A 23483-nucleotide genomic window follows, 5' to 3' on the forward strand; every position below is an offset into this window, starting at 1 on the left:
TTCCGTCTTCGGATATAAACGCTCGGACCACCGTCGCCGGGCGCGCCGGCCTCAGCACGCGCTCGCCGGCGCGGTCGCTTCGGTTCCCTCGTCGCCGACCGCGTTCGCTCCCGTGCCGATCGACGCGGGTTCCGATCCGCTCGGATCGACCGCCGCGTCCCCGTCCGATGCGGCTCGAACGGCCGCGAGCGCGTCGAGCCGTTTCGTGCCGTGGGACTCGTCCGCGGTCCGACGGAGGATCCGTCGCGTCTCCGCAGGCGACAGGTCGTCGGCGTTGGACGTCATCAGCGCCGCGGTACCCGCGACGAACGGTGCGGCCGCCGAAGTGCCGTAGAAGCGCCCGGAGACGGCGGTCTCGACGCCGTCGGGTGCGCCGATGTCGACGCTCGCGCCGCCGACCGTCCCGCCGCGGGAGCTGTACGCGCGGACGGCTCCGCTCTCGGCGTCGAACGCGCCGACCGCGATGACGCTCTCCCCCGTCGCCGGGGCGACGAAGCTACCCTCCGGCGTGGCGTAGCCGAGCGACTGGTGCGCGGAGAACAGCCGGAGCGTGGCGTCGTTCGCGATCCCCTCGTGGGCGTGGATCGCGACGTAGTACGTGCCCCGGGGGACGCCGACGTCGATCGATTCGGAGGTCGGCGCGCTGTCGTTCTCCGCCTGCCGACGGATCGACTTGGCGACCACCGGATCGCTCCGATCCGGGACGTGTCGGTAGAGATAAAGGTCGTAATCAGCCGGCGAGTCCCAGTACAATCGAATCGCGACGCGTCCCTCGACGGCGGCGCCGCCGTCGAGCGGATTCGCCTCGACACCGGAGTCGAACGCCACCCATCCCCCGTCGTCCGCGCTCCCGGCCCAGTGGCGATCTGCGTAGTTCCCCGCGGAGGTGACGAACACGACGCCCTCGTCGGCGGCGTCGTCGGCCGCGTCGGCGATCTCCTCCATCCCCTCCATCGTCGGCGGGAAGTAGCTCCCGGAGTCGACGATCACGTCGACGTCGTTCGCCACGAGCCATTCGACGGCCTCGGCGTACTGCCCGGGCGCCGGTTCCGTGCCGACGCTCACGAGGTACAGGTCGGCGTCGGGTGCGGTTCGGGTCACGACCTCGGCGACGGCGGTGTCGTGGGCGGTTTCGCTCGATCCGTCCGCGCTCGCGCCGGTTCGTCGGTGCGTCGTGACGTTCTCGCCGATCGACCAGTGTTCGGGCGCGAAACCGCTTCCGATGACGCCGACCGCGGCTCCGTCGCCGGTGACGCCGCGCTCGTGCAGTTCCGTCGCTCGAATCGAGTCGAGGCCGGCCGCGAGCCGCTCCCGTCGCTGGTCGGATGGTCCAGAATCCGCGTTCGCGCCGCTCCCTTCGGCACGATCCGGTTCGAACGGATCGCGAAGGTCGATCCAATCGGCGGCGTGACGACCCTGCGGGGCGACGCCGTCAAGCCCCGGTACCGCGGCGAGCGCGACGGCGAACGCGACGACGAGAGCGACGGACGCACGTCGGCGGCTCATCGCGTCCTCTGTGCGTCGGATCTGACGGTCCGCGATGGTCGTTGGCGGGTCACGAACGGGCGTAGTGCCACGCGCTCACGAGCGCCAGCACGAGGAGTCCGCCGGCGAAGAACGCCGCGCCGGGCGGCAGCAACCCCAACACCGGCTCCGGACCTGCGCCGAAACCGTCTCCGATGCGCGGGGCCGTTCCGGGCCCGCCGAGGTCGACCACGCCGGTCCCGAACGCCAGCTGGACGGCGAAGCTCGCGAGGCCGAGTACGCCGACCGCACCGACGAGCCGCTGCAGCGAATCGAGAAACGTCGACCGGTCGTCCTGCCGGCCGACGCAGACCACGAGCGAATCGTCGGTCGGCGCGTAGACGTTCATCTCGCGTCCCTTCACCGAGTATCGCGTGTCGACGATCTGAACGAGTCTCGCCTCCCACAAGTTATTCACGTGGTGGCGGATGTTCTGTACCGACGTGTCGACCACCTCGGAGAGTTCGGAAGCGGTCGCGGGGTGATCGTGGAGCGTGGTGAGGATAGACCGGGCTGTGTCCGACGACAACGAGGTGATGAGCTGCTCGGACTCCTCGTCGTCGAGCCAGAGCACGCGGAGATCGCCACCTCGGGGCTGGGTGATTTCCGTGTCAGATGGTAGCAGCCCTGACATATTTATTCGTTTCGCTGAGGGATAGTAAACCCTTCGGAAAGGTGTCCCTCTCCGCAACAAAACGTCGGCGATTTCGGGAACGAAGTCACGGATCCACGCCGGGAGCCGTTCTGGCGAGGCGGTCGGCCTCCAACCTTCCGGCGAGATACAGCCCCGCCACGACGGCGAACACGACGATCAGACCCACAGCGAACGCTCGAAAGATCGCCTCGAACGCGAGACCCGACCCCCGGAGCGCACCGACCGCGCCGCTGCCGTTCGCTTCGATGAGCAGGGAAAGCCCGCTGAAGACGGCGTAGGCGGCTCCGCGGTTCGCGTCCGGTAGCGATTCGAGCAGGTAGGTGTCGAGGGCGGGAAAGAGGCTGTGGATAGCGTACCCGAGCGCCGCGGTCACGACCGCCACGGCGAGAAACGAGGAGACCGCCGTGAGCGCGACCAGGCAGGCGATGAACGCGGCGTGGATCGCCAGTATGTACGGCACGTGAGGAAAGCGATCCACGAACCGACCGCTGACCCAGAACGCCGGAACGCCGGCGGCGAAGACGACGGTCAGGAGCGTCCCCGCCGCCGACGTCGACAGGCCCTTGCTCTCGACCAAGTACGACACGTAGAAGTTGAAGAGGCCTTGCCAGACGAAGCCGAACGCGCTGATCATCAGCAGTCCGACGAGGATGAGCCGCCAGTGTGCGAGCGCGCCGAGGAAGTCGCGGTCGACGCCGACCGACGACGAGGGGATCCCTCTGCGCGAGCGCAACACGACGACCATGGCGACCGTGAGAAGCGCCGCGGCGACGGCGAGAAACCAGAACACGGCCCGCCAAGAGTGCGCCCCGAGGGCGAACACGACGGCCGGGGGCGCGGCGACGGCCGCCAGTTGGCTCGCGGTGCCGTGGACGCCGATCGCCCGTCCGAGGGCCTCGGGGTAGAGTTCGCCCACGAGCGGGACGGCGGCGACGAAGTACGCGCCGGAGGCGACGCCGATGGCGAACGCGCCGACGCAGAGGGTCGAAAGCGACGTCGACGACGCGGTGAATCCGGCCGCCGCGGCGAGGAGCGCGCCGGTGCCGAGGACGACGAGGTGGCGGGGGACGCGAGTCAGGAGGTATCCGACCGGGATGCGCGGGACGGCCGTCCCGACCCACACCAGCGTCGTGACGACGCCGACGGCGGCGGGTCCGACGCCGAACGTCGTCTCGAACGTCTCGATCAGGGGCGCGAACGCGGTTCGACCGAAGTTGACGAGGAAGACGAGTCCGCAGAGCGTCCCGAAGAGTCGGCGTGTCACCACCGGGGGTTCGGGGACCGGCGGCTCAAGGGTTGCGATCCGAACGGGCGCGCCCGCGTTTCCGTCGGTCGAGCGACAGAGCCCCATAGGTTAACACCCGATCGGGCGAACCACGACGTATGATCAGTTCGAAACGCATGGCCGCGGTCGACGAGAACGCCGCGGCGCTCGGCGTCCCGCGCAAACAGCTCATGGAGTCGAGCGGCAACGCGGTCGCGCGCGCCGTCCGCGAGGCGGCCGAGCCCGGCGCGAGCGTCGCCGTCGTCGCCGGACGCGGCAACAACGGCGGCGACGCGTTCGTCGCCGCGCGATTTCTCGACGGGTACGACCTGACCGTCCACCTGCTCGGCAGGCCCGAGACGATCTCGACGACCATCGCCGAGGAGAACTGGGACGCGCTGGAAGCGGCGGACTACGACGCGCGAACCGTCACGGACTCGCGAGCCCTCGATCTCGGGAATCCCGACGTCGTCGTTGACGCGGTTCTCGGGACGGGGGTCACGGGATCGCTCCGCGACCCCGAAGCCAGCGCGGTCGGAGCGATCAACGACGCCGACGCAGTCGTCGTCTCGGTCGACGTCCCGACCGGCGTCGACGCCGACACCGGCGAGTCGGACGGGATCGCGGTCGAAGCCGACCGCGTCGTCACGTTCCACGACGCGAAGCCCGGTCTCGCCGATCTCGACGCGGACGTGGTCGTCGCCGACATCGGCATTCCGAAAGCCGCCGAGCTGTTCGTCGGCCCCGGCGACCTGCGGCTGGTCGGCCGCGAGGCGGAGAGCCACAAGGGGGAAAACGGCGACGTGCTCGTCGTCGGCGGCGGGCCGTTCTCCGGCGCGCCGGCGTTGTCCGGCATGGCCGTTCTCCGCACCGGCGGCGACCTGGCGAACGTCGCGTGCCCCGCGTCGGTCGCGGAGGCGATCAAGGGGTACGAACCGGACCTCATCGTCCAGCCGCTCGACGGGGATCACCTCGAACCGGACCACGTCGGGGACCTCCTGTCGATGGCCGAGGGGAAGACCGCGATCGTGATCGGACCCGGACTGGGCGACGCGGACGAGACGCTGGAGGCCGTGCGCGAGTTCCTCTCGGCGTTCGACGGCACGGCGATCGTCGACGCCGACGCGCTCCGTGCCGTTCCGGAGGTCGACACCGACGCGACCCTGATATGCACGCCGCACCAGGGCGAATTCGCCGAGATGGGCGGCGAGACGAGCGACGACTGGCGCGAGCGGGCGGATCTCGTCGAGGAGTTCGCGGGGGATCTCGGGCACGTGCTCTTGGTCAAGGGCGCGCACGACGTGATCTCCGACGGCGAACGGACGCGCGTCTCGCGATCGGGAAATCCGGGGATGACCGTCGGGGGGACCGGCGACGTGCTCGCCGGCGCGACGGCCGCACTGGCGTCGGTGTGCGATCCGTTCGAGGCGGCGACCATCGCCGCCTACGCTAACGGCCGGGCGGGCGATCTGCTGTTCGAAGCGCGCGGGTACGGTTTCACGGCGTCGCAGATGCTGAGCGAGCTTCCGCTCGCACTCAGGAGCGACACCGATGTCTGAGGAGTCCCCCGAGTCCTCGTCGGACGCGGAGCTCACGCACACGGACGAGCGCGGTGACGTCCAGATGGTCGACGTCGGCGCGAAACCGGACGTCGCCCGCCGGGCGGTCGCCCGCGGAGAGATCCGCCTTCGGTCGTCGACGATCGACGCGATTCGGGAGGACGCCGTGAAGAAGGGCGACGTGCTCGCCACGGCCCGCGTCGGCGCGGTACAGGCCGTAAAGCACACGTGGGAGACGATCCCGATGTGTCACGGGATCCCCATCACGAACGTCGACACGGCGTTCGACGTGCGCGACGATCGGGTGGTTCTCACCGTCGCGGTCGAGACGACCGGAAAGACCGGTTGCGAGATGGAGGCGCTGGAAGGCGTCACGACCGGTCTGAACGTCGTCTGGGACATGGTGAAGGCGGCCGAGAAGGACGAGGAGGGGCAGTACCCCGGCACGCGGATCTCGGACGTCGAGGTCGTGGAGAAGACAAAGCGGACCTCGAAGTGATCCGTCCGCTCCCGCCGTCGAAACGCAAAACCCGTCCAGCTTCCGACGGATGTGAGTGCGAACAGACGGCACTCGGCGCGCGCGCGAAGCGGCGTGCCGTGCTCCCGCGGAACGCTTCGCAGCTGCGGTCAGCGCACGAACCCGAGTGGTCCCGTCTTCGTATTTGAAGGTTCGTGCGCCTCCGTAGGGCTCGTCGCGCGTTTCGCGAACGAAGCCGAGGGAGTTCAAAAAGGCCGGTGCGTCCGCCCGACTACGTCGGCTCCGCCGGCGTCAACTCGGCCGCCTTCGCCCGCGCCTTCTCGACGATCGCCGGACGCGCTTCGAACTCGACGAGCACGTGGTCGCCCTCGTACTCCTCGCGCTCGACGTGGCCGTGGTCGTGCACCCACGACACGACGCTCATCGCCTCGTCGCTCATCGGGAGCAGGAGCCGTTCCTCCCGCCAGGGAGGCAGTTCCGCCTCGATGCGGGCGCTCAACTCCTCGACGTTCTCGCCGGTCAGCCCCGACACCGCGACGGGGTTCGGCGCCAGCGCCGTGAGCGCGGCCTTCTTCTCCGCCAGCTCCTCGTCGTCGATCTCGTCCACCTTGTTGAACACGGTCACGAGCGGGGCCTCGTTGCGCTCGTAGAGGGTGTCGTGGCACGTCACGAGCTTCTCGCGCATCTCCTCGACCGGCTCGCTCGCGTCGACGACGAGCAGCACGAGGTCCGCGCGGTACACGGAATCCAGCGTGGACTTGAACGACTCGACGAGCCAGTGTGGGAGGTCCGAGACGAAGCCGACGGTGTCCGTGAGAAGCACGTTGCGCTTGCCGGTGTCCGCACGGCGGGTGGTCGTCCCGAGCGTCGTGAAGAGCCGATCCTCCGACTCGGCCGTCGCGTCGAGGTCCGGGTGGAGGTCCTCGTTCTCCTCCACGTCGAGGTCGGCCGCGAGCCGGCGCAGGAGCGTCGACTTCCCGGCGTTCGTGTAGCCCGCGAGCGCGACGAGGTCGAAACCGGACTCCCGGCGCTGCTCGCGTCTCGTCTCCTCTTTTTCGGCGATGGCGTCCAGTTCGCGTTTGATGTTCGCGATCTGCGCTTTGATGTCCTCCTCGCGGCTCTCGTCGTACTCGCCGAGACCCATAAAGCCCGGCCGCTCGTCGCGCTTCGCGAGGCTCGCCTTCGCCTCCGCGCGCGGGAGCTCGTACCGCAGTTCGGCGAGTTCGACCTGCAGTTGCGCCTTTCGCGTCCGCGCGCGCTGACCGAAGATGTCGAGGATAAGCGTGAACCGGTCGATCACCTCCCGCCCCTCCGGGAGCTTCTGCCCGATGTTGTACGTCTGGTACGGGCCGAGCCGGTCGTCGACGATCACGCAGTCGGCGTCGAGGTCGGCCGCGAGCGTCACGAGTTCGTCGACCTTTCCCTCCCCGAAGTAGTACGCGCCGTCCTCTTCGCGGGACTGCGTCAGCTCGCCGACGACGTCGTACCCCGCGGCGCGCGCGAGGTCGGCGATCTCGTCCAGGTCGGCGTCGCCGAAGTCGACCCGCTTTGCGACGATCGCTCTCTCGGTCACGGCGCCTGCCTCCGGCGGTGTCGAGGGGCGTTCTCGGCGAAGCGTGTGATTCGCGTCGAACCGCGCTCGCCGCTCTCTGTGCGTGTGGTGTCGGAGTGAAGTTCGGGTGTCACTGTCGGTGCTGATCGATCGCGGGGGTCGCCCCACCCGGCCGCGGCGGGCGCGTCGGGTCTCTGAGACGACACGCCGACGACCGCGACGGCGGACGACGTCTCGTTGCCCTCAGGGATGGGGATCCTTCACCTCGCGCTGCATGATCGGGGGTAGAACACGAACGCTCTTGAACGTTCCTGCGAAGCTCCGGAGGGACGATCGAAACGTCCTCTGTCCCGGATTTTGCCGGTCGATTTTACGATCGAGGTTCTACGAATTATATCTTTCACGTCACTTTATAACCGAGTTACTGAACCGTGTCTTACGTTCGTCTGACAGTCAGAGAAACATTCATATCACGTGGTGAGTATCGTGATCGTATGTTCGATACGACCGTCCCTGCGCTCGCGACCCTCGACGTCCGCCAACTCGGCGTCGAGGCCGGATCCGGAGCGGTCGTCGGCGCGATCGTCGGGTTCGCCGCGAAGAAGGTCGCCAAGGTCGTCGCGGTCCTCGTGGGACTCGAACTCGCGCTGTTCAAGTTCCTCGAAGCGCGCGGCATCCTTTCGGTCGACTGGGAGCGCCTCACCGCCGGCCTCGCGAAGACGAAAGACGGGGCCGCGGCCGGCGCGCCGCCCGATTGGGCGATGACGATCCTCTCGACGCTCTCCATCTCGGGGGGCTTCACGGCGGGCTTCCTGCTCGGGTTCAAAAAGGGATGACCGCCCTCTCGACGGGCGCTATCGCTTCCGCAGTTCGTCCTTGTCCTTGACGATCCGCGTCTCGGCCTCGCCGCTCGTGAGTTCGTTCACGAGGTCGTAGAAGTCGTTCTGCATCCCGGCGGGGAACGTCAGCACGCCGACCCACGAGCCGTCGTTCTGCCACTCCTCGCGGTCGAGGTCGCCGAACGTTCGGACGCGAGCCTGGGCGCTGCCGGCGTACTCGGCCGGCAGCTGGACGGCGATCGTGACCTCCGAAAAGCGGATCGGGATGACGGGGCGAAGCGCGTCGAGCGCGTCGTCGACCTGCGATTCGACCGGCTCCATCGGGTCGACCCGAAAGCCAGCCTCCTCCAGCGCCCGTTCGATGCGCTCCGGCGGGTGCGGCGCGTCGTCCATCTGCGGGTTGACCGCGTTTCGGGTGATCCGGTTTATGAGCTGTCTCCGCTTTTGCTCCTGCATCTCGCGGCGCTGCTCGGCCGTGATCTGGATCTCCCCCCGCGTCACGACCTCGGGGATGATCTCCATCGGGTCGGTCGTGCCGAACACCTTCTCAAGGTCGTTCTCCGCCGGACGGTCGCCGCGCGAGGCGTCCTCGAACACGTCCTCCGCGGCGATCACGTCCTCCAGTTCGCCGTCGAACTCGTCGCGTTTTATCGCCAGCGCCGCGTCGGGGTCGATGAGCACTTCGAACCGCGCGCCGTGCGATTCGAGCCGAGCCGTCACGGCCTCGTCGAGCGAAATCATACGCCGGGATACCACCTCCGACCTTAAAAGCCCTCCCCGACGCCGAGCGGACGCGTCGGGCGGCGGATCGACGCGTCGGCCGACCGACCGGCGCGCCCGTGCCGGTGAAACCGTTCCGAAAGGAAGCGCTATATCCGCCGATCGCCAGGTGACGGGTATGAGCACGACCGCCGAAAGGGGCCTGGAGGAGCGCATCGAGCTGTTCATGGCGCGGAACTTCCCGCAGATTCAGATGCACGGCGGCAGCGCCGGTATCGACGCCATCGACGAGGAAGCCGGCGAGGTGTGGATCTCGCTCGCGGGCGCGTGCTCGGGGTGCGGCATCTCCCCGATGACGATCCAGGCGCTCGAGGCCCGAATGGTCGCGGAGTTCGACGAAATCGACGTCGTCCACGCCTCGACCGGGATAGATGGATACGGTCACGGGTACGGATCCGACGCCGACGCCGACGACTTCTCGGACGTGCCGTTCTAACGTGAACTGAGTGAACTACCCCATAGTGGGTTCTTAACTACGGACGAGCACGCGGCCGAGCGGAGACACGGGGTGGCGTTCGCCCGGATCGAGTAGTCCGGGCGTAAGATTTTGGGTCGCGGCCCGCCGAATAACGGGCCATGGACGATTCCGAGGGCAGGCTGTCGGTTCTCCTCGACGCGGCTCGGGGCGGCGGGAGGGTCGCGCTCGATTCCTTCAGGACGGCGATCCCGGTCGAGACGAAGGACGGACCGCTCGATCCCGTCACGGAGGCCGATCGCGCGGCGCAGCGGCGGGTCGCGGAGCGAATCGGCGAGTCGTACCCGGACGATCCGGTCGTCGGGGAGGAGGACGACGCCGAAAAGCGCGTTCCACCGGAGGGATCGTCGTGGATCGTCGATCCCATCGACGGGACGAACAACTACGTCGCCGGCAACCGCCGGTGGGCGACGAGCGTCGCCGCCGTTCGGGACGGGGAGCCGGTCGCGGCGGTGAATCACCTCCCGGCCCTCGGCGACACCTACGCCGCGGACGCGGACGGGACGACGCGGAACGGCGAGTCCGTGTCCGTGAGCGACCGCGACGCGCCCGAGGAGTTCACGGTGAACGCGATCTTCGGGATGGACCCGGGCTCGCGCGGGCGGCTGTCGCGCGTGACGAGCACCATCGTCGAGGCGTTCGGCGACCTCCGACACGTCGGCAGCGGCCAGTCGGCGCTCTCGATGGTGGCCGATGGCGAGCTCGACGCCGTCGTGTCGACCGTCCCGCTCGACCCGTGGGACACCGTCGCCGGTGCGCACCTCGTCCGTCGGGCCGGCGGCACGGTCACGGACGTCCGCGGGAACCGGTGGCGGCACGACTCGACGGGGATCGTCGCCTCGAACGGGCGGGCGCACGACGCGCTCGTCGAGGCGTTCGGCGACGGAAAAAGCGTCCGGGATGCTTAGTCGGAGAGCCGTTCGACGATCGCCGCGAGGTCGGCCTCGTCCTGCACGCCGATGACGCGCTCCGCCTCCTCGCCGTCCGCGTAGAACTGGAGCGTCGGAACGCTGCGGACGCCCTCCGCGCGCGCGAGGTCCTGCAGTTCGTCGATGTCGACCTTCAGGACCGCCGCGTCGGTCTCGGCCGCGAGCGACTCGACGGTCGGTTCGAGCATCTTGCACGGCCCACACCAGTCGGCGTAGTAGTCCACGAGGACGACGTCGTGTTCGGCGACGAGCGCTTCCATGTGGTCCGCGCTCTCGACGTGGATCGGCTCGCTCGCCTTCGCTTCGGGCGTGCTCATACCCCTCGTAGCGGGGGGACCGGCTTAACTATTGATCAGCTATGCCCGCCGCGCGCACGACCGCCGTGCGGAGTGGTTTCGCACCTCACGGTCGGTGAGCGCGATCGGATCGCGCTCACTCTCCCGTCGCGTACCGGAGGAGTACCCCGTCGTCGACGCGTTCGACGCCGGTGAGTGAGAGCCGCGGAAATTCGTCGACGAACCCCTCGCCGTCGGCGAGCGTCGGCGCGTCCCGACCGCCGATCACCACGGGGCCGACGTAGACAGAGAGTTCGTCGACGAGATCGGCGGCGAAGAGCGAGAAGATCAGTTCGCCGCCGCCTTCGACCATCAGGCGGTCGATCCCCGCCGCTTCGAGCGACCGCAGTCCGGAGCCGAGATCGACGCGGTCGTCGCCCGCGACGACGACGTTCGCGCCCGCCTCTCGGAGCGTCCGCCGGCGTTCGGCGGACGCGGTTTCAGCCACGAGCACGTACGTTTCGGCCTCGCCGTCGAGGATCCGCGCGTCCGCTGGGGTCCGACCCCGGGAGTCGGCGATCACGCGGGCGGGGTTGCCGGGGCGGCCGTTTCGGAGCCGCTGTACCCGGCGGTCGCCGACGTCGAGCGTCAGGTGCGGATCGTCCGCGAGGACGGTCCCGACGCCGACCATCACCGCGTCTGCGGCCGCCCGGAGGCGATCCACGCGGTCGAAGTCGTCGGGTCCGCTGATCCGAACCTGTTCGCGACGGCGCGAGGAGAGCTTCCCGTCCGCGCTCATCGCGGCGTTGACGACGACGTGCATGCGTTAGTCGTCGGGTCGGCGGGCCGGGAAATGGGGCTTTCGGTGCGCTCGTCGGGGCGACTCGCGGGCGGCAAGCCATAAGTAGTCCCTCACGAAATTTCACGCTCATGCCACCGAGAGTTCTCATGCTGGGATGGGGGTTTCCGCCGAACGTCACGGGCGGGTTGGACACGCACGTCGGCGAACTGTTCGACGGGTTGCGCGAGCGGGGCGTCGACGTCGAACTCGTTCTCCCGGCCGAGTACGCGCCCGAGGAACGCGAGGGGATCGAGGGCGTTCCGACCGGCGACGGAGACATCGTCACCCGGATCGGCCGAATCAGCAAGCGGTTCGCCGAGCGCGCCGGCGAGTTCGACGTCGTCCACACGCACGACTGGTTCGGCTACGGGCCGGGTTCGCGGGCGAAGTCGAACGCCGACGTGCGGTGGATAACGTCCTTTCACTCGCTCAGCACCGACCGAAACGTCACGCCCCCCCAGCGAGAACTCGAAACCGAGCGTCGCGTCGTCGAGCGCTCGGACTACCTCATCTCCGTGAGCCACCTGCTCGCTCACAACCTGTACGAGCAGTACGGCGGCGAGTCCCACGTGATCCACAACGGCTTCTCGACGCCGATCATCACCGGCCGCGACGTGAAGGCGGAACTCGGCATCGAGGGGTCGATGCTGTTTTTCGTGGGCCGTCACACCGATCAAAAGGGGATCACCCACCTTTTGTACGCGATGAAGAAGCTCCGCGATCCGAGCGTGACGCTCGTCGTCGGCGGCAAGGGTCACCTGACGAGACAGCTGGAGAAGTTCGTCGAACTGCTGGGCGTCGAGGACCGCGTCGAGTTCGTCGGGTACATCCCGGAGGAGGAACTGGGCGACTACTACGCCTCCGCGGACGCGTTCGTCTCCCCGTCGCTGTCGGAGCCGTTCGGCATCACGATCACGGAGGCGCTGGCGGCGGGAACGCACGTCGTCGCCACCCCCTGCGGCGTCGCGGAGTGCCTCCCGGACGGCCTCATCGTCGAAGTCGAACCCGACTCCGACTCGATCGCCGACGGCATCAGGGAGGTGCTCGCCCGCGAGGAGCCGCCGAAGTACGAACCGAGAACGTGGGAGCAGGTCGTCGACGAGACCGTGTACGTGTACGAGACGGTCGTCGACGGGGAGTAGTCGAGACGCGCCGTCGCTTACGCCTCGACGATCGCGCGAGGCGTCGGGGGCGCGCTCACCGGAACACCTGAAACTCGGATACCGCCTCGGGGTGGACGATTCGAAAGCCTCCCTGCGTCATCGTGACGCCCGGGCTGCGCGCGAGCGATTGATAGGGACTGTCGTCGCGGGCGGACTGGTACGGACTGTCGCTGCTGGCGGACTGGTAGGGGCTGTCGTCGCGGGCGGACTGGTACGGGCTGTCGGCGTCGAGGTCGCGGTCGAACCCCTCCGGGGGAAGGTAGATGCGCTCGCCGGACGCCGAGCGGACGACGACCGCCACCTCCCGGGAGCCGGAGACGGTGATCTCGGTGCGATCGTCTTCGACGTGTGCCGTACAGTCTAACTCCTCGGTCATAGAGAGTGTGAGCCGCGTCGCTACTTAGTTTTCCCGCACGTTCGCGAACGGATCAGGCCGGGCGGATCCAACCAGCTGAAACGGATGGATATCATTCACAAACGTTCACGAACGCGTATCCGTCGAGTACTCGACGCCGAAACCGTCCCAACGGTTTCGTTGTCTCGACGCTTTCGTTCGCCAGTACGTACGTGACCCGTGGGATAAGAATCCGATAAGTTACGAATATCATTGAATGATCGTTTCAGAGCCTTTTTTACGGTTCGGTCCCGCCGTGCAATCGGGTTCCGCCAACAAGGCTGAATAACGGGGCACGTGAATCCACGCGACGAAGCGGACGGCGCGAATACGGGACGGCGGGTCGAACAGACGACAAACGCTCGGTCATCGGTACGTAATACGTGACATGACGGACGATCCCTTCGGTCAGAATCGGAATCGGCTCGGATGGTGGATACTCACGATCGCCCTGCTCGCGGTGCTGCTCTACGTCGGGTTCGCGTTCCTCGGGACGTTCGTGCTCGGTCTGTTCGTCTACTACGCGACGCGTCCCGTGTACGAGCGGATCGACGAGCGAATCCGCCCGCGAAGCCTGCGCGTGTTCCTCGCGCTGTTTCTCGTCGCGCTCCCCGTGCTCGTGCTCATCGCGTACACGGTCGCCGTCGGCGTCCGCGAGTTCGCGACGATCGCCGGAACCGACATCGAGAGCTACCAGCGGTTCGTCCAGCCGTACGTCGATCTCTCGGCGGCGAGCGACCCCCAGCGGTTGCTCTCGTCGATCCGGAGCGGCTCCGGACAGTTCGGCGACATCGGGAACACCGACACCGCCCAGCGCGTCCTCGAAGCCGCCGGCTCGTACCTCGGGGCGCTCGTGTCGGGGCTTCTCCAGCTCTTTATCGCCTTCACGTTCGCCTTCTACCTCCTCCGCGACGACCACAGGCTCGCCGCCTGGGTGCGGGCGGCCGTCAACGACGAAAACGACGTGCTGTACGCGTACGGGAAGGCGGTCGACCGGGACCTGAAGACGATCTACTTCGGCAACATCCTGAACGCCTTCGTCGTCGCGGTGGTCGCGGCCCTCTCGTACAGCCTCCTCGATCTCGTCGCGCCGCCCGGACTCTCGATCCCGGTCTCCGCCCTCCTCGGCCTCCTCACCGGGGCGGCGAGCCTCATCCCCGTCGTCGGGATGAAACTCGTGTACGTTCCCGTCGCTGCCTACCTCTTCGCGCTCGCGCTGTTGAACGACCCGGGCTCGATCTGGTATCCCGTCACCTTCCTCGCCGTCGCGCTCGTCGTGATCGACGGGGTGACCGAGATCCTCCTGCGTCCGTACATCTCCGGGCGGAACCTCCACGTCGGGATGGTGCTCTTCGCGTACATCATCGGCCCGATCCTCTTCGGGTGGTACGGCCTGTTCCTCGGGCCGCTCCTGCTCGTGTTGATCGTCCACCTCGCGCGGATCGTCGTTCCCGACCTCCTCGGCGGAACGCCGCTCACGCCGACGGCGCTCGGTGCGGATCCGATCCCGGATCTCAACGGCGACGCCGACGTCGAGGGTGGCGATGGGATCGACGACGCTGCGGACGACCGGAGCGACGCGGCTGATGCGGTGAACGCGGACGGCGCGGGTGCGCCGGACGGACCGACGGCGGAGCCGGACCGAGAATCGGCCTCGGACCGAGACGAACGAGTCGCGGAAGGGGGGTCGCAGGCGTCCGTGGACGGCGAAGAAGTCGACGACGCGAGCGATCCCGCGTCCGAGGGGACGTCCGACGAAACGACTCGGTAGTCCGAACGTCGACGCGGTCGCCCGCCCGTCGACGAGCGCCGAGCGCCCGATCGCGGCGACCGCCGGCCCGGCGGCAACGCTAACCTCGACGCCGACCTCAACGTCGGCATGGGAGCGTTCGGCGGGTGGCTTCGGCCGCCGCGACTGCGAAGCGGCGCGGACGGGGAGACGGACCGGCACGCGACGTGGCTCGAACTCTTCTTCGACCTCGTGTTCGTCGTCGCGGTCGCACAACTCGCGTACGTCCTGGCCGGCGACGTGACGCCGACGGGCGCGCTCCGGTTCGTCGCGCTGTTCGTGCCGGTGTGGTGGGCGTGGATCGGCTCGACGTTCTACGCGACGCGCTTCGACACCGACGACGTGGAGTACCGCCTCCTCACCGCCGTCGAGATGTTCGGCGTCGTCGCGCTGGCGGTCAACATCCCCGACGGGTTCGGAGCGTCGTCGAGCGGCTTCGCGCTGGCGTACGCCGGGATTCGCGGCGTCCTCGTGTTCAAGTACTACCGGGCGGTGCGGCACGTCCCCGAGGCCCGCCCGCTCACGACGCGCTTCGCTCGGGGGTTCGGACTCGCCGCCCTCGTCTGGTTCGTTTCGGCGTTCGTGCCGCCACCCTTCCGGTTCCTCCTCTGGGCGCTCGGGCTCGCGATCGACTTCGGGACGCCCATCACGGCGGGCACCCTCCACGCCGAACTCCCGCCCCATCCCTCGCACCTGCCCGAGCGGTTCGGCCTGTTCACGATCATCGTTCTCGGGGAAGCCATCATCGGTGTGGTCTCCGGCATCGCCGCGCAGGAGTGGACCGCGGCGTCGGTGCTGGTCGGCGCGTTCGGGACGGCGATCGCCTTCTGTCTCTGGTGGATCTACTTCGACGACCACGACGGCTCCGCGGTCCGAGCGGCGCAGGCGGAGGGTCGCATCTGGACGTACCAGGCGTGGCTCTACCTCCACCTGCCGCTCGTCGTCGGGCTCACCGCAGCCGGGGTGGGCGTGCTCCGCGTCCTCACGGGCGATCTGTCGACGCCGCTGCCGGCAGCGGAGCGATGGCTGCTCTGCGGGTCGCTCGCGCTGTGTCTCGTCGCCATGGGACTCCTCCACCGGACGACGCTCGCGTGCGCCGGGCGACGCGCCGCGCGGAGGAACGGGGTCGCCTCGCGGTTCGGCACCGGCGCGCTGATCGTCGCCGTCGCCGCCGTCGGCGCGGAACTCCCGGCCGTCGTCCTGGTCGGTCTGCTCGCGATCGCGTGCGCCGCGCAGGTCGGCGTCGACCTCCGGGCTCGCGGTCCCGACTCGTTCCCGTCGGAGGCGGATTGATCCCCCTCGTCGCGCGAACCGCGTGCAACGCTTTTTAACGGAAGAGGGCCAACGGCATGGTGATGCAGGTAGACGACCATGCCGAGGAACTCGCCTCCGACCTCGGCGTAGACAAGGAGGAGGTCAAACGCGACCTACAGAACCTACTGCAGTACAGCGTCCCCATCGAGGAAGCGAAACAGAGCGTCCGACGCAAGCACGGCGGCGGGGGCGGCGGGAGCGCCGCCCCGACGACGAAGGACGTCGCGGACGTGACGCCAGACGGCGGCAACGTCACCGTCACCGCGCGCGTGCTCACCGTCGGCGAACGCTCCATCCGCTACCAGGGCGAAGAGCGCGTCATCCGGGAGGGCGAACTCGCCGACGCCACGGGGAAGATCTCCTACACGGCGTGGCAGGACTTCGGCTTCGAGCCGGGGGACTCGGTCACCGTCGGCAACGCCTCCGTCCGCGAGTGGGATGGCAAGCCCGAGCTCAACCTCGGCGAGAGCACCTCCGTCGCGATGGAGGCGGAGCCGGTCGAGGTCGAGTACGACGTCGGCGGCGACTCGACGCTCCTCGACCTCGAACCGGGCGACCGCGGCCGAAACGTCGAGGTCCGGGTACTGGAGGTCGAACGGCGGACCATCGACGGCCGCGACGGCGAGACGGAGATCCTCTCCGGCGTCCTCGCCGACGGCACGGCGCGGCTTCCCTTCACCGACTGGGACCCCCGCGACGAGGTGGTCGAGGGGGCCGACCTGCGCTTCGAAAACGTGTACGTCCGCGAATTCCGCGGCGTCCCATCCGTGAACCTCTCGGAGTTCACGACCGTTTCTGTGCTCTCGGAGCCGGTCGCGGTCCGCGACTCGGCACCCCGCCTGTCCGTCGCGGCGGCCGTCGGCAGCGGCGGCATGTTCGACGTGGAACTCGTCGGCAACGTCCTCGAAGTCCGCGACGGATCCGGGCTCATCGAGCGCTGCCCGGAGTGCGGACGCGTCATCCAGAACGGCCAGTGTCGGAGTCACGGGGCGGTCGACGGCGAGGACGACCTCCGGGTGAAGGCGATCTTCGACGACGGCACTGACACCGTCACGGTCGTCCTCGACGACGGCCTCACCGAGGAGGTGTACGGCGGGACCCTCGCGGACGCCAAGGAGGCGGCCCGCGAGGCGATGAACAAGGAGGTCGTCACCGACGACGTCGCCGAGACGCTCGTCGGTCGGGAGTTCCGCGTCCGCGGCAACCTCTCGGTCGACGAGTACGGCGCGAACCTCGACGCGACGGAGTTCGAGGAGACCGAGGACGACCCGGCTGAGCGGGCGCGCGACGCGCTCGACTCGGTCGGCGACGAGGGGGTGAGCGCGTGAGCGCCGACGACGGCGGTCCGGGACGCCGGGAGGTGGCCTACCGCCTCTTCGCCGCCGAGTACGACGACGCCTCGCTGTCGTACTCCGAGAGCGACGAGGAGCGCGCGCCGAATTACGTCGTCACGCCGACGGGACTGCGCGTGAACCGCCTGTTCGCGGTCGGCGTCCTGACGGAGGTCGAACGCGTGAACGACGACGTGCTCCGCGGCCGGATCGCCGATCCGACCGGTGCGTTCGTCACCTACGCCGGGCAGTACCAGCCCGACGCCGCTGCGTTCTTCGAGCGGACGGCCCCGCCGGCGTTCGTCTCGCTGACGGGGAAGGCGCGGACCTTCGAGCCGGAGGACTCCGACCGCGTCTACACGTCCGTCAGGCCGGAGAGCGTCAACGTCGTCGACGCCGACACGCGCGATCGGTGGGTCGTCTCGACGGCCGAGGCGACGCTCCGCCGGGTGGGCGTCTTCGCCGAGGCGCTCGAAACGGACGTGCGCGGCGACGACCTCCGAGAGGCGCTGCTCGAAAGCGGCGCGAATCCCGCGCTCGCCGCCGGAATTCCGCTCGCCATCGACCACTACGGGACGACGACAGCGTACCTCGAAGCGGTCCGACGGCTCGCGGTCGACGCGCTCGAAGTCGTCGCCGGCGACCGGGATGGGGTCAGGCCGCTCGATCTCGCGCCCGGCGAGGGCGGCGAGGCGACGCTCGGGCCGCTCCCCGGCGACGGCTTCGAGATCGACGCGGGCGCGGCGACAGAAGAGCGGGCGGCCGTCGCAACGACGGACGCGACTTCCGAGCCGGAATCGGCGAGGATGAGGGACTCAACGGAGTCGGCAGAATCGGCGGAAGCGGCGGCGAACGACGACGTCTCGACCGACGAAGCAGAGGCCGAGGCGACGTCCGCGTCCGACGCCGACGGCGATCTCTCCGATAGAGAGGCCGGTTCGACTCCCGATCTCTCCGGCGACGAGACGGATTCGACCTCTGCACTCGGCGATTTCGACGACGACTCGACGTCCGATCTCTCCGGCGATGAAGCCGGTTCGACTCCCGATCTCTCCGGCGACAGTGCCGGTTCGACTACCAACGTCGACGAGTTGGACGAGGAGGGCCTCTACGAACTGGACGAGGAAGAACGCCGCGAGGTCGAAGAGGAGTTCGGAACGGAGTTCACCACCGGTTCGTCCGTCGACGCGCCCGGCGAGGCCGGAATCGACGTCCCCGACGCCGACGAACTCGCGGACGAAACGAACGAGACGAACGGTGCCGAGGGAGACCCCGCCGGATCGTCGACGGACGAACCCGCCGCCGCGTCGACGGACGAATCGACCGGGTCCGAACCGGAGTCGGAGTCGGAACCGGAAACGGAGCCCAAATCCGACCCGGAGGCTGCCGACGTCAACCTCGAAGCTGCGGCCGTCGCGACGATGGAGGAGTTGGACGCGGGCGACGGCGCAGAGCGCGATCGGGTCGTCGCCGCCGTCGTCGACGAGCACGGCGCGGACCCCGACGCGGTCGAGGACGCGATCCAGGACGCGCTGATGAGCGGCCAGTGCTACGAACCGGACGAGGGGCGCCTCAAGGCGATCTGATGGCGACGGTCGAGCCGGTTCCCGGCGAACCGGCTGCCGTCGCCGAACCCTCGGCGCTGGAGGGCGAGGGAGGAGAGGGCGACGACGCGGAGCGCGCGCTCGTGATCGCGGACTACCACGCCGGCATCGAGGCCGCCCTCCGCTACGAGCGCGGCGTCGAACTGGCGAGCAACGCCGACCGCCGACGCGAGCGACTGCTCTCGCTCCTCGATCGGACCGGCGCGGATCGCGTGATCGTCCTCGGCGACCTCGGCCACCGCATCGGCGAGCCGAAGGGCGCAGAGCGCGAGGAACTCGCGGCGCTCGTCGACGCCGTGACCGAGCGCGTTCCGCTGACGCTCGTCAAGGGGAACCACGACGGCGCCGTCGCGGAGGCGTTCGGCGACCGGATCGACGTGACGCCGGGCGACGGCGCGCGGTTCGGCGACGTGGGGGTTCTCCACGGCCACACGTGGCCCGCGGCGGACGTGCTCGCGGCCCGGACGGTCTGCGTCGGACACGAACACCCGGCGGTGAAACTGACCGACGTCGTCGGCGGCAGTCGCGTCGAACCGGCGTGGCTCCGCGGATCCCTCCGACGTGACGCGTTCGCGGACGCGCTCGGCGTCGGCGCGTCCGCGCTGGCGTGGAACGATCCGGAGCTCGTCGTGTTCCCCGCGTTCAACGAGCGCTCCGGCGGGACGTGGATCAACGTCGACGGACAGGGCTTCCTTTCGCCGTTTCTCCCGGACGGGCTCGCCGACGGGGAGGCGTACCTGCTCGACGGGACGCGGCTCGGTGACTACCGGACCGTGTGAGCTCCGTCGGCCGTCCCCCGTCGGCCGTCCCTCGTCGATCACCCGCCGTCGATCGTTCCCTCTGTCCGTTCCCCCGTTCACCGCGGGGCTGTTCCGACGACCACGGCGTCGATGACCTCCCCGACCGGCGCCCAGTCTTCGGTCGGCTCTTCCAGCGTCGATCGCTGGAGGTGCGCCGCGTGCCACCCGTCCGCCAGCCGGTTCGCCGTCACCTTCAGCCTGCCGTCGAGCGCGGCCGATTCGAGGGCGACGCGGAGCCGTTCGTCGGGCACGCGATCGACGTCGTCGACGCGCGCTTCGACCGTGTCGCCGGTGTCGAGCGTGAGCCGCACCGTGTCGAAAGGTCGCAGTCGAAGGAGTACGGCCATTACCGACATGCTAACCGAGCGGCACGACGCCGCGGGGCATCAATCTCCAGATCGGTTCGGTCGCACCGAACGAAGCCACGGCGACTGCCGACCGCGAACGGATCGCAAATGTCGCTCCACTCACGGTCCGGCCGCAATCCGACCGGTGGCGAACGCACCCGGCGACATCATCACGGGGGTGTTCGGTCCCGAGAGGCGCGCTCGCGCGTCGAGAGCGGTGTCCTTAATCCGCTCGCGCCGGTAGGGGAGACGATGCCGAACAGCGAGCCCGCGTCGGGGGCGGCGGCGTTCGCCAGCCTCGGCGATCGGGTCCGCGACGCGCTCTCCGAACGCGGTTTCTCGACGCCGACCGAGCCGCAGCGCCGCGCGATCCCGCCGCTCGCCGCCGGGACCAACGCCCTCGTAATCGCGCCCACCGGGACCGGCAAGACCGAGACGGCGATGCTCCCGGTGTTCGACTCGATCGTGGAGGCGGAGCCGCGGTTCGGGATCTCCGCGCTCTACGTCACCCCACTGCGGGCGCTCAACCGCGATATGCGCGAGCGACTGGAGTGGTGGGGCGAACACCTCGACGTCGACATCGGCGTCAGGCACGGCGACACGACGCAGTACCGGCGGCAGCGGCAGGCCGAGGAGCCGCCGGACGTGCTCGTGACGACGCCCGAGACGCTGCAGGCGATGCTGACAGGGAAGAAGCTCCGGAAGGCGCTCTCCGACGTGGAACACGTCGTCGTCGACGAGGTGCACGAACTCGCCTCGTCGAAGCGCGGGGCCCAGTTGACGGTCGCGCTGGAGCGGTTGCGGTCGCTCGCGGGACCCTACCAGCGGATCGGCCTGTCGGCGACGGTCGGATCCCCCGAGGAGGTCGCCCGGTTCCTCACGGGCCATCGGGACGGGCTCCCGCCGGCGGAGGCGAGAGAGCGCGCGTTCGAGATCGTCGAGATCGACGTCGGCAGCAGGGTCGATTTCACCGTCGCGCGGCCGCGGGTGACGGAGGCGGACGAGCGGCTCGCCGGGACGCTGGCGACCGATCCCGAGATCGCGAGTCACGTCCGCGCCATCCGGGATCTCGTCCGCGAGAACACGTCGACGCTCGTGTTCGTCAACACCAGACAAACCGCCGAGGCGCTCGGCTCGCGATTCAAGAAACTCGGCGAGCCCGTCGGCGTCCACCACGGGTCCCTGTCGAAGGAGGCCCGGATCGACGTCGAGGACCGGTTCAAGGCCGGCGAGATCGACGGGCTCATCTGCACGTCGTCGATGGAGCTCGGAATCGACGTGGGCCGCGTCGATCACGTCGTCCAGTACAACAGCCCGCGGGAGGTCGCCCGCCTGCTCCAGCGTGTCGGCCGCGCCGGTCACAGAGCCGGCGTCACGAGCGAGGGGACGATCGTCACGAGCCACCCCGACGACACGCTCGAAGCGCTGGCGATCGCCCGTCGCGCGGCCGCGGGCGAGGTCGAACCCGCCAGCATCCACCACGGCAGCCTCGACGTCGTGGCGAACCAGATCGTCGGCGTCGTGATGGATCGCGGCGAGGTGAGCGCCCGGGAGGCGTACGAACTCGTCACGAGCGCGTACCCGTTCCGCGAGTTGACCGAGGAGGGGTTCAAAGCGGTCGTCCGCGAGCTGTCGGGCAACCGCCTGCTGTGGCTCGACGAGGAGAAGGACCTCCTGGAGAAGTCGGGCGGAACGTGGCAGTACTTCTACGCCAACCTCTCCATGATCCCCGACGAGGAGACGTACGAGGTCCACGACATGTCCTCGCGGAATAGAATCGGCACGCTCGACGAGCGGTTCGTCGTCAACTTCGCGGAGCCGGGGGAGGTGTTCGTCCAGCGCGGCGAGATGTGGCGGATCAACGACATCGACGAGGAGGAGGCGCGCGTCAACGTCGCTCCCATCGAGGATCCCGGCGGCGAGGTGCCGTCGTGGGTGGGCCGGGAGATTCCGGTTCCCGAGCCGGTCGCGCAGGAGGTCGGCGAGATGCGGGCCGTCGCGGCGGCCCAGTTCGAGGCGGGCGCGGACGCCGCGTCGGTCGCCCGCGAGTTCGCCGGCCGCTACCCGGCCGACGCGGACGCGATCCGGAACGCGCTGGAGCCGATCGAGCGCCAGGTCGAGGTCGGCGCGCCGGTGCCGACCGACGAGCGGATCGTCGTCGAAGGGCGGGGGCGGACGGTCGTCGTCAACGCGTGCTTCGGTCACAAGACCAACGAGACGCTCGGTAGACTCCTGTCGGCGCTCATCGGCCAGCGGACCGGATCGTCGGTGGGGATGGAGGTCGACCCCTACCGGATCGAGTTCGAGGTGCCGCCGAAGGTGAGCGTCGCGACGTTCGTCGAGGCGCTGGAGACGACGCGGCCGGAGCACGTCGAAGGGCTGCTCGAACTGGCGCTCAAGAACTCCGACTCGCTCAAGTTCACGCTGGCGCAGGTCGCGGAGAAGTTCGGCGCGCTCAAGCGCTATCAGGGCAACGGTCGCTTCGGCGCGGACAGACTGCTCGCGGCGCTCTCCGACACGCCGGTCTACGACGAGGCGGTCCGCGAGGTGTTCCACCGCGATCTCGCGGTCGACGCGGCTGCGGATGCACTCCGACGGATTCGACGCGGCGACCTCGAACTCGCGACCGCGCGCGAGCGGACGCCGATCGGCACCGGCGGGCGGTCGAGCGGCAGGGAGCTACTGGTCCCGGAGAACGCGGACGCGAGCGTCATCGAAGCGATCAGGGAGCGCATCAGAAACGACCGGGTCATCCTCCTGTGTCTGCACTGTGCGAAGTGGACGCGGAAGACGAAGGTGCGTCGGGTTCCGGACCGACCGGAGTGCCCCGAGTGCGGGTCGACGCGGATCGCCGCGCTGAACCCGTGGGACGAGGAGACGGTGAAGGCGGTCCGGTCGCGGGACAAAGACGAGGAGCAAGAGCGGCTGACCCGCCGGGCGTACCGCGCCGCGAACCTCGTCCAGAGCCACGGGAAGCAGGCCGTGATCGCGATGGCGGCGCGCGGCGTCGGGCCGCAGAACGCCGCGCGCATCATCGCGAAGCTCCGCGAGGACGAGGACGACTTCTACCGGGACATCCTGGCGCAGGAGCGTCAGTACGCCCGGACGCAGTCTTTCTGGGACTGAGCGGAATCCGCCGTCACTCGTCGACCATCCAGTTTCCCAGCACCTCCGTCACCGCCGCCGACAGCGCCTCGAAGTCCTGCATCGTGATGCCGTCCGTGGTCACGAACACGCCCGTGTCCTCGGTGGTGATGCGGACGAGGTACCCGTTGTCGAAGACGCGGATCGTGTAGCGGTAGTCGCCGAGCTCCGACCCGCGGTAGGCGTCCTGCGTGGTCTTGAAGTCGTGCCACTCGTTGCCGATGAAGGAACTGAGGTCGGCGTCCTGCCGGAGGTCCTCCCGGAGGTAGACCTGCTCGTAGTCGAACCGGTTGAAGTAGGTGAGCGATCGGAGGCTGTCGCCGGCGGCGGTGCGGCACACGGTCGTGAGTCGGTCCCTCGCCTGAGGGGTCAGCAAGCCGTCGTCCATCGTCCGTGTGGGCGCGACCCACCCACATATAACCGAGG

The 23483-nt window shown here is 69.0% G+C and carries 22 protein-coding genes; 12 read left to right on the plus strand and 10 right to left on the minus strand.

The window, feature by feature from the left end; genetic code table 11:
- Positions 1-51: 51 nt before the first annotated feature.
- From C3L37_RS22775 to C3L37_RS22785, 3 genes are all read right to left on the minus strand, one after another.
- The gene (locus C3L37_RS22775; RefSeq protein WP_129116832.1) at positions 52-1506 is read right to left on the minus strand and encodes a S8 family serine peptidase; all 1455 of its coding nucleotides are present in this window, start codon (positions 1504-1506) and stop codon (positions 52-54) included.
- Between the two features lie 49 nt (positions 1507-1555).
- Entirely contained in the window at positions 1556-2158 is a 603-nt protein-coding gene (locus tag C3L37_RS22780; protein WP_129116833.1) for an ArsR/SmtB family transcription factor, read from the minus strand.
- Between the two features lie 85 nt (positions 2159-2243).
- Positions 2244-3443, minus strand: coding sequence for an MFS transporter (locus C3L37_RS22785; protein WP_129116834.1), 1200 nt, complete (start codon positions 3441-3443; stop codon positions 2244-2246).
- Between the two features lie 119 nt (positions 3444-3562).
- On the opposite strand from C3L37_RS22785, the gene C3L37_RS22790 reads away from it, so the two are divergent.
- A complete protein-coding gene (locus C3L37_RS22790) occupies positions 3563-5002 on the plus strand; it encodes an NAD(P)H-hydrate dehydratase (RefSeq protein WP_129116835.1) in 1440 nt (479 codons plus the stop codon).
- Positions 4995-5501, plus strand: coding sequence for a cyclic pyranopterin monophosphate synthase MoaC (moaC, locus tag C3L37_RS22795; protein ID WP_129116836.1), 507 nt, complete (start codon positions 4995-4997; stop codon positions 5499-5501). The genes C3L37_RS22790 and moaC overlap by 8 nt, the downstream gene beginning before the upstream one ends.
- 250 nt (positions 5502-5751) lie before the next feature.
- Here the strand turns inward: moaC and hflX are convergent, their stop codons facing one another.
- Positions 5752-7053, minus strand: a complete 1302-nt coding sequence (hflX, locus tag C3L37_RS22800; protein WP_129116837.1) for a GTPase HflX — start codon at positions 7051-7053, stop codon at positions 5752-5754.
- Between the two features lie 473 nt (positions 7054-7526).
- On the opposite strand from hflX, the gene C3L37_RS22805 reads away from it, so the two are divergent.
- Positions 7527-7868 carry an FUN14 domain-containing protein gene (locus C3L37_RS22805; protein WP_129116838.1) on the plus strand — a complete coding sequence of 114 codons (342 nt, stop codon included), beginning with the start codon at positions 7527-7529 and terminating at the stop codon, positions 7866-7868.
- A gap of 18 nt (positions 7869-7886) precedes the next feature.
- Here C3L37_RS22805 and C3L37_RS22810 read toward each other — a convergent pair whose 3' ends face one another.
- Positions 7887-8612: a ribosome assembly factor SBDS gene (locus tag C3L37_RS22810; RefSeq protein ID WP_129116839.1), complete on the minus strand. Its 726-nt coding sequence runs from the start codon at positions 8610-8612 to the stop codon at positions 7887-7889.
- A gap of 157 nt (positions 8613-8769) precedes the next feature.
- On the opposite strand from C3L37_RS22810, the gene C3L37_RS22815 reads away from it, so the two are divergent.
- Positions 8770-9087 (plus strand): NifU family protein, encoded by a 318-nt coding sequence (locus C3L37_RS22815; protein WP_129116840.1) that lies wholly within the window; start codon positions 8770-8772, stop codon positions 9085-9087.
- Between the two features lie 140 nt (positions 9088-9227).
- Entirely contained in the window at positions 9228-10034 is an 807-nt protein-coding gene (locus C3L37_RS22820) for an inositol monophosphatase family protein (RefSeq protein WP_129116841.1), read from the plus strand.
- On the opposite strand, the gene trxA is transcribed toward C3L37_RS22820, so the two are convergent.
- On the minus strand, positions 10031-10372 hold the full coding sequence (gene trxA / locus C3L37_RS22825; RefSeq protein ID WP_129116842.1) for a thioredoxin: 342 nt from the start codon (positions 10370-10372) through the stop codon (positions 10031-10033). The two genes, C3L37_RS22820 and trxA, sit on opposite strands and share 4 nt — an antisense overlap.
- A 115-nt stretch (positions 10373-10487) precedes the next feature.
- Complete coding sequence (locus tag C3L37_RS22830; RefSeq protein WP_129116843.1) at positions 10488-11153, minus strand: 2,5-diamino-6-(ribosylamino)-4(3H)-pyrimidinone 5'-phosphate reductase; 666 nt, start codon at positions 11151-11153, stop codon at positions 10488-10490.
- 107 nt (positions 11154-11260) lie between these two features.
- Here C3L37_RS22830 and C3L37_RS22835 point away from each other — a divergent pair, with 107 nt between their 5' ends.
- The gene (locus C3L37_RS22835; RefSeq protein WP_228546438.1) at positions 11261-12313 is read left to right on the plus strand and encodes a glycosyltransferase family 4 protein; all 1053 of its coding nucleotides are present in this window, start codon (positions 11261-11263) and stop codon (positions 12311-12313) included.
- Between the two features lie 55 nt (positions 12314-12368).
- On the opposite strand, the gene C3L37_RS22840 is transcribed toward C3L37_RS22835, so the two are convergent.
- Positions 12369-12710: a DUF7510 family protein gene (locus C3L37_RS22840; protein ID WP_129116844.1), complete on the minus strand. Its 342-nt coding sequence runs from the start codon at positions 12708-12710 to the stop codon at positions 12369-12371.
- Positions 12711-13116: 406 nt separating this feature from the next.
- Here C3L37_RS22840 and C3L37_RS22845 point away from each other — a divergent pair, with 406 nt between their 5' ends.
- From C3L37_RS22845 to C3L37_RS22865, 5 genes are all read left to right on the plus strand, one after another.
- Positions 13117-14499 (plus strand): AI-2E family transporter, encoded by a 1383-nt coding sequence (locus C3L37_RS22845; protein ID WP_129116845.1) that lies wholly within the window; start codon positions 13117-13119, stop codon positions 14497-14499.
- Between the two features lie 108 nt (positions 14500-14607).
- A complete protein-coding gene (locus tag C3L37_RS22850; protein WP_164974851.1) occupies positions 14608-15810 on the plus strand; it encodes a low temperature requirement protein A in 1203 nt (400 codons plus the stop codon).
- A gap of 62 nt (positions 15811-15872) precedes the next feature.
- Positions 15873-17159, plus strand: coding sequence for a Single-stranded DNA binding protein (locus tag C3L37_RS22855; RefSeq protein ID WP_129116846.1), 1287 nt, complete (start codon positions 15873-15875; stop codon positions 17157-17159).
- Positions 17156-18748, plus strand: coding sequence for a hypothetical protein (locus tag C3L37_RS22860; RefSeq protein ID WP_129116847.1), 1593 nt, complete (start codon positions 17156-17158; stop codon positions 18746-18748). Before C3L37_RS22855 ends, C3L37_RS22860 begins: the two co-directional genes overlap by 4 nt.
- Positions 18748-19545 carry a metallophosphoesterase gene (locus tag C3L37_RS22865; protein ID WP_129116848.1) on the plus strand — a complete coding sequence of 266 codons (798 nt, stop codon included), beginning with the start codon at positions 18748-18750 and terminating at the stop codon, positions 19543-19545. Before C3L37_RS22860 ends, C3L37_RS22865 begins: the two co-directional genes overlap by 1 nt.
- 77 nt (positions 19546-19622) lie before the next feature.
- Here the strand turns inward: C3L37_RS22865 and C3L37_RS22870 are convergent, their stop codons facing one another.
- Complete coding sequence (locus tag C3L37_RS22870; protein ID WP_129116849.1) at positions 19623-19877, minus strand: hypothetical protein; 255 nt, start codon at positions 19875-19877, stop codon at positions 19623-19625.
- Positions 19878-20165: 288 nt separating this feature from the next.
- On the opposite strand from C3L37_RS22870, the gene C3L37_RS22875 reads away from it, so the two are divergent.
- The gene (locus C3L37_RS22875) at positions 20166-23039 is read left to right on the plus strand and encodes a DEAD/DEAH box helicase (protein ID WP_129116850.1); all 2874 of its coding nucleotides are present in this window, start codon (positions 20166-20168) and stop codon (positions 23037-23039) included.
- 13 nt (positions 23040-23052) lie between these two features.
- Here C3L37_RS22875 and C3L37_RS22880 read toward each other — a convergent pair whose 3' ends face one another.
- The gene (locus C3L37_RS22880) at positions 23053-23445 is read right to left on the minus strand and encodes a DUF7522 family protein (protein WP_129116851.1); all 393 of its coding nucleotides are present in this window, start codon (positions 23443-23445) and stop codon (positions 23053-23055) included.
- Positions 23446-23483 lie beyond the last annotated feature (38 nt).

This window comes from Halegenticoccus tardaugens, from assembly GCF_004116405.1.
Lineage (GTDB): Archaea > Halobacteriota > Halobacteria > Halobacteriales > Haloferacaceae > Halegenticoccus > Halegenticoccus tardaugens.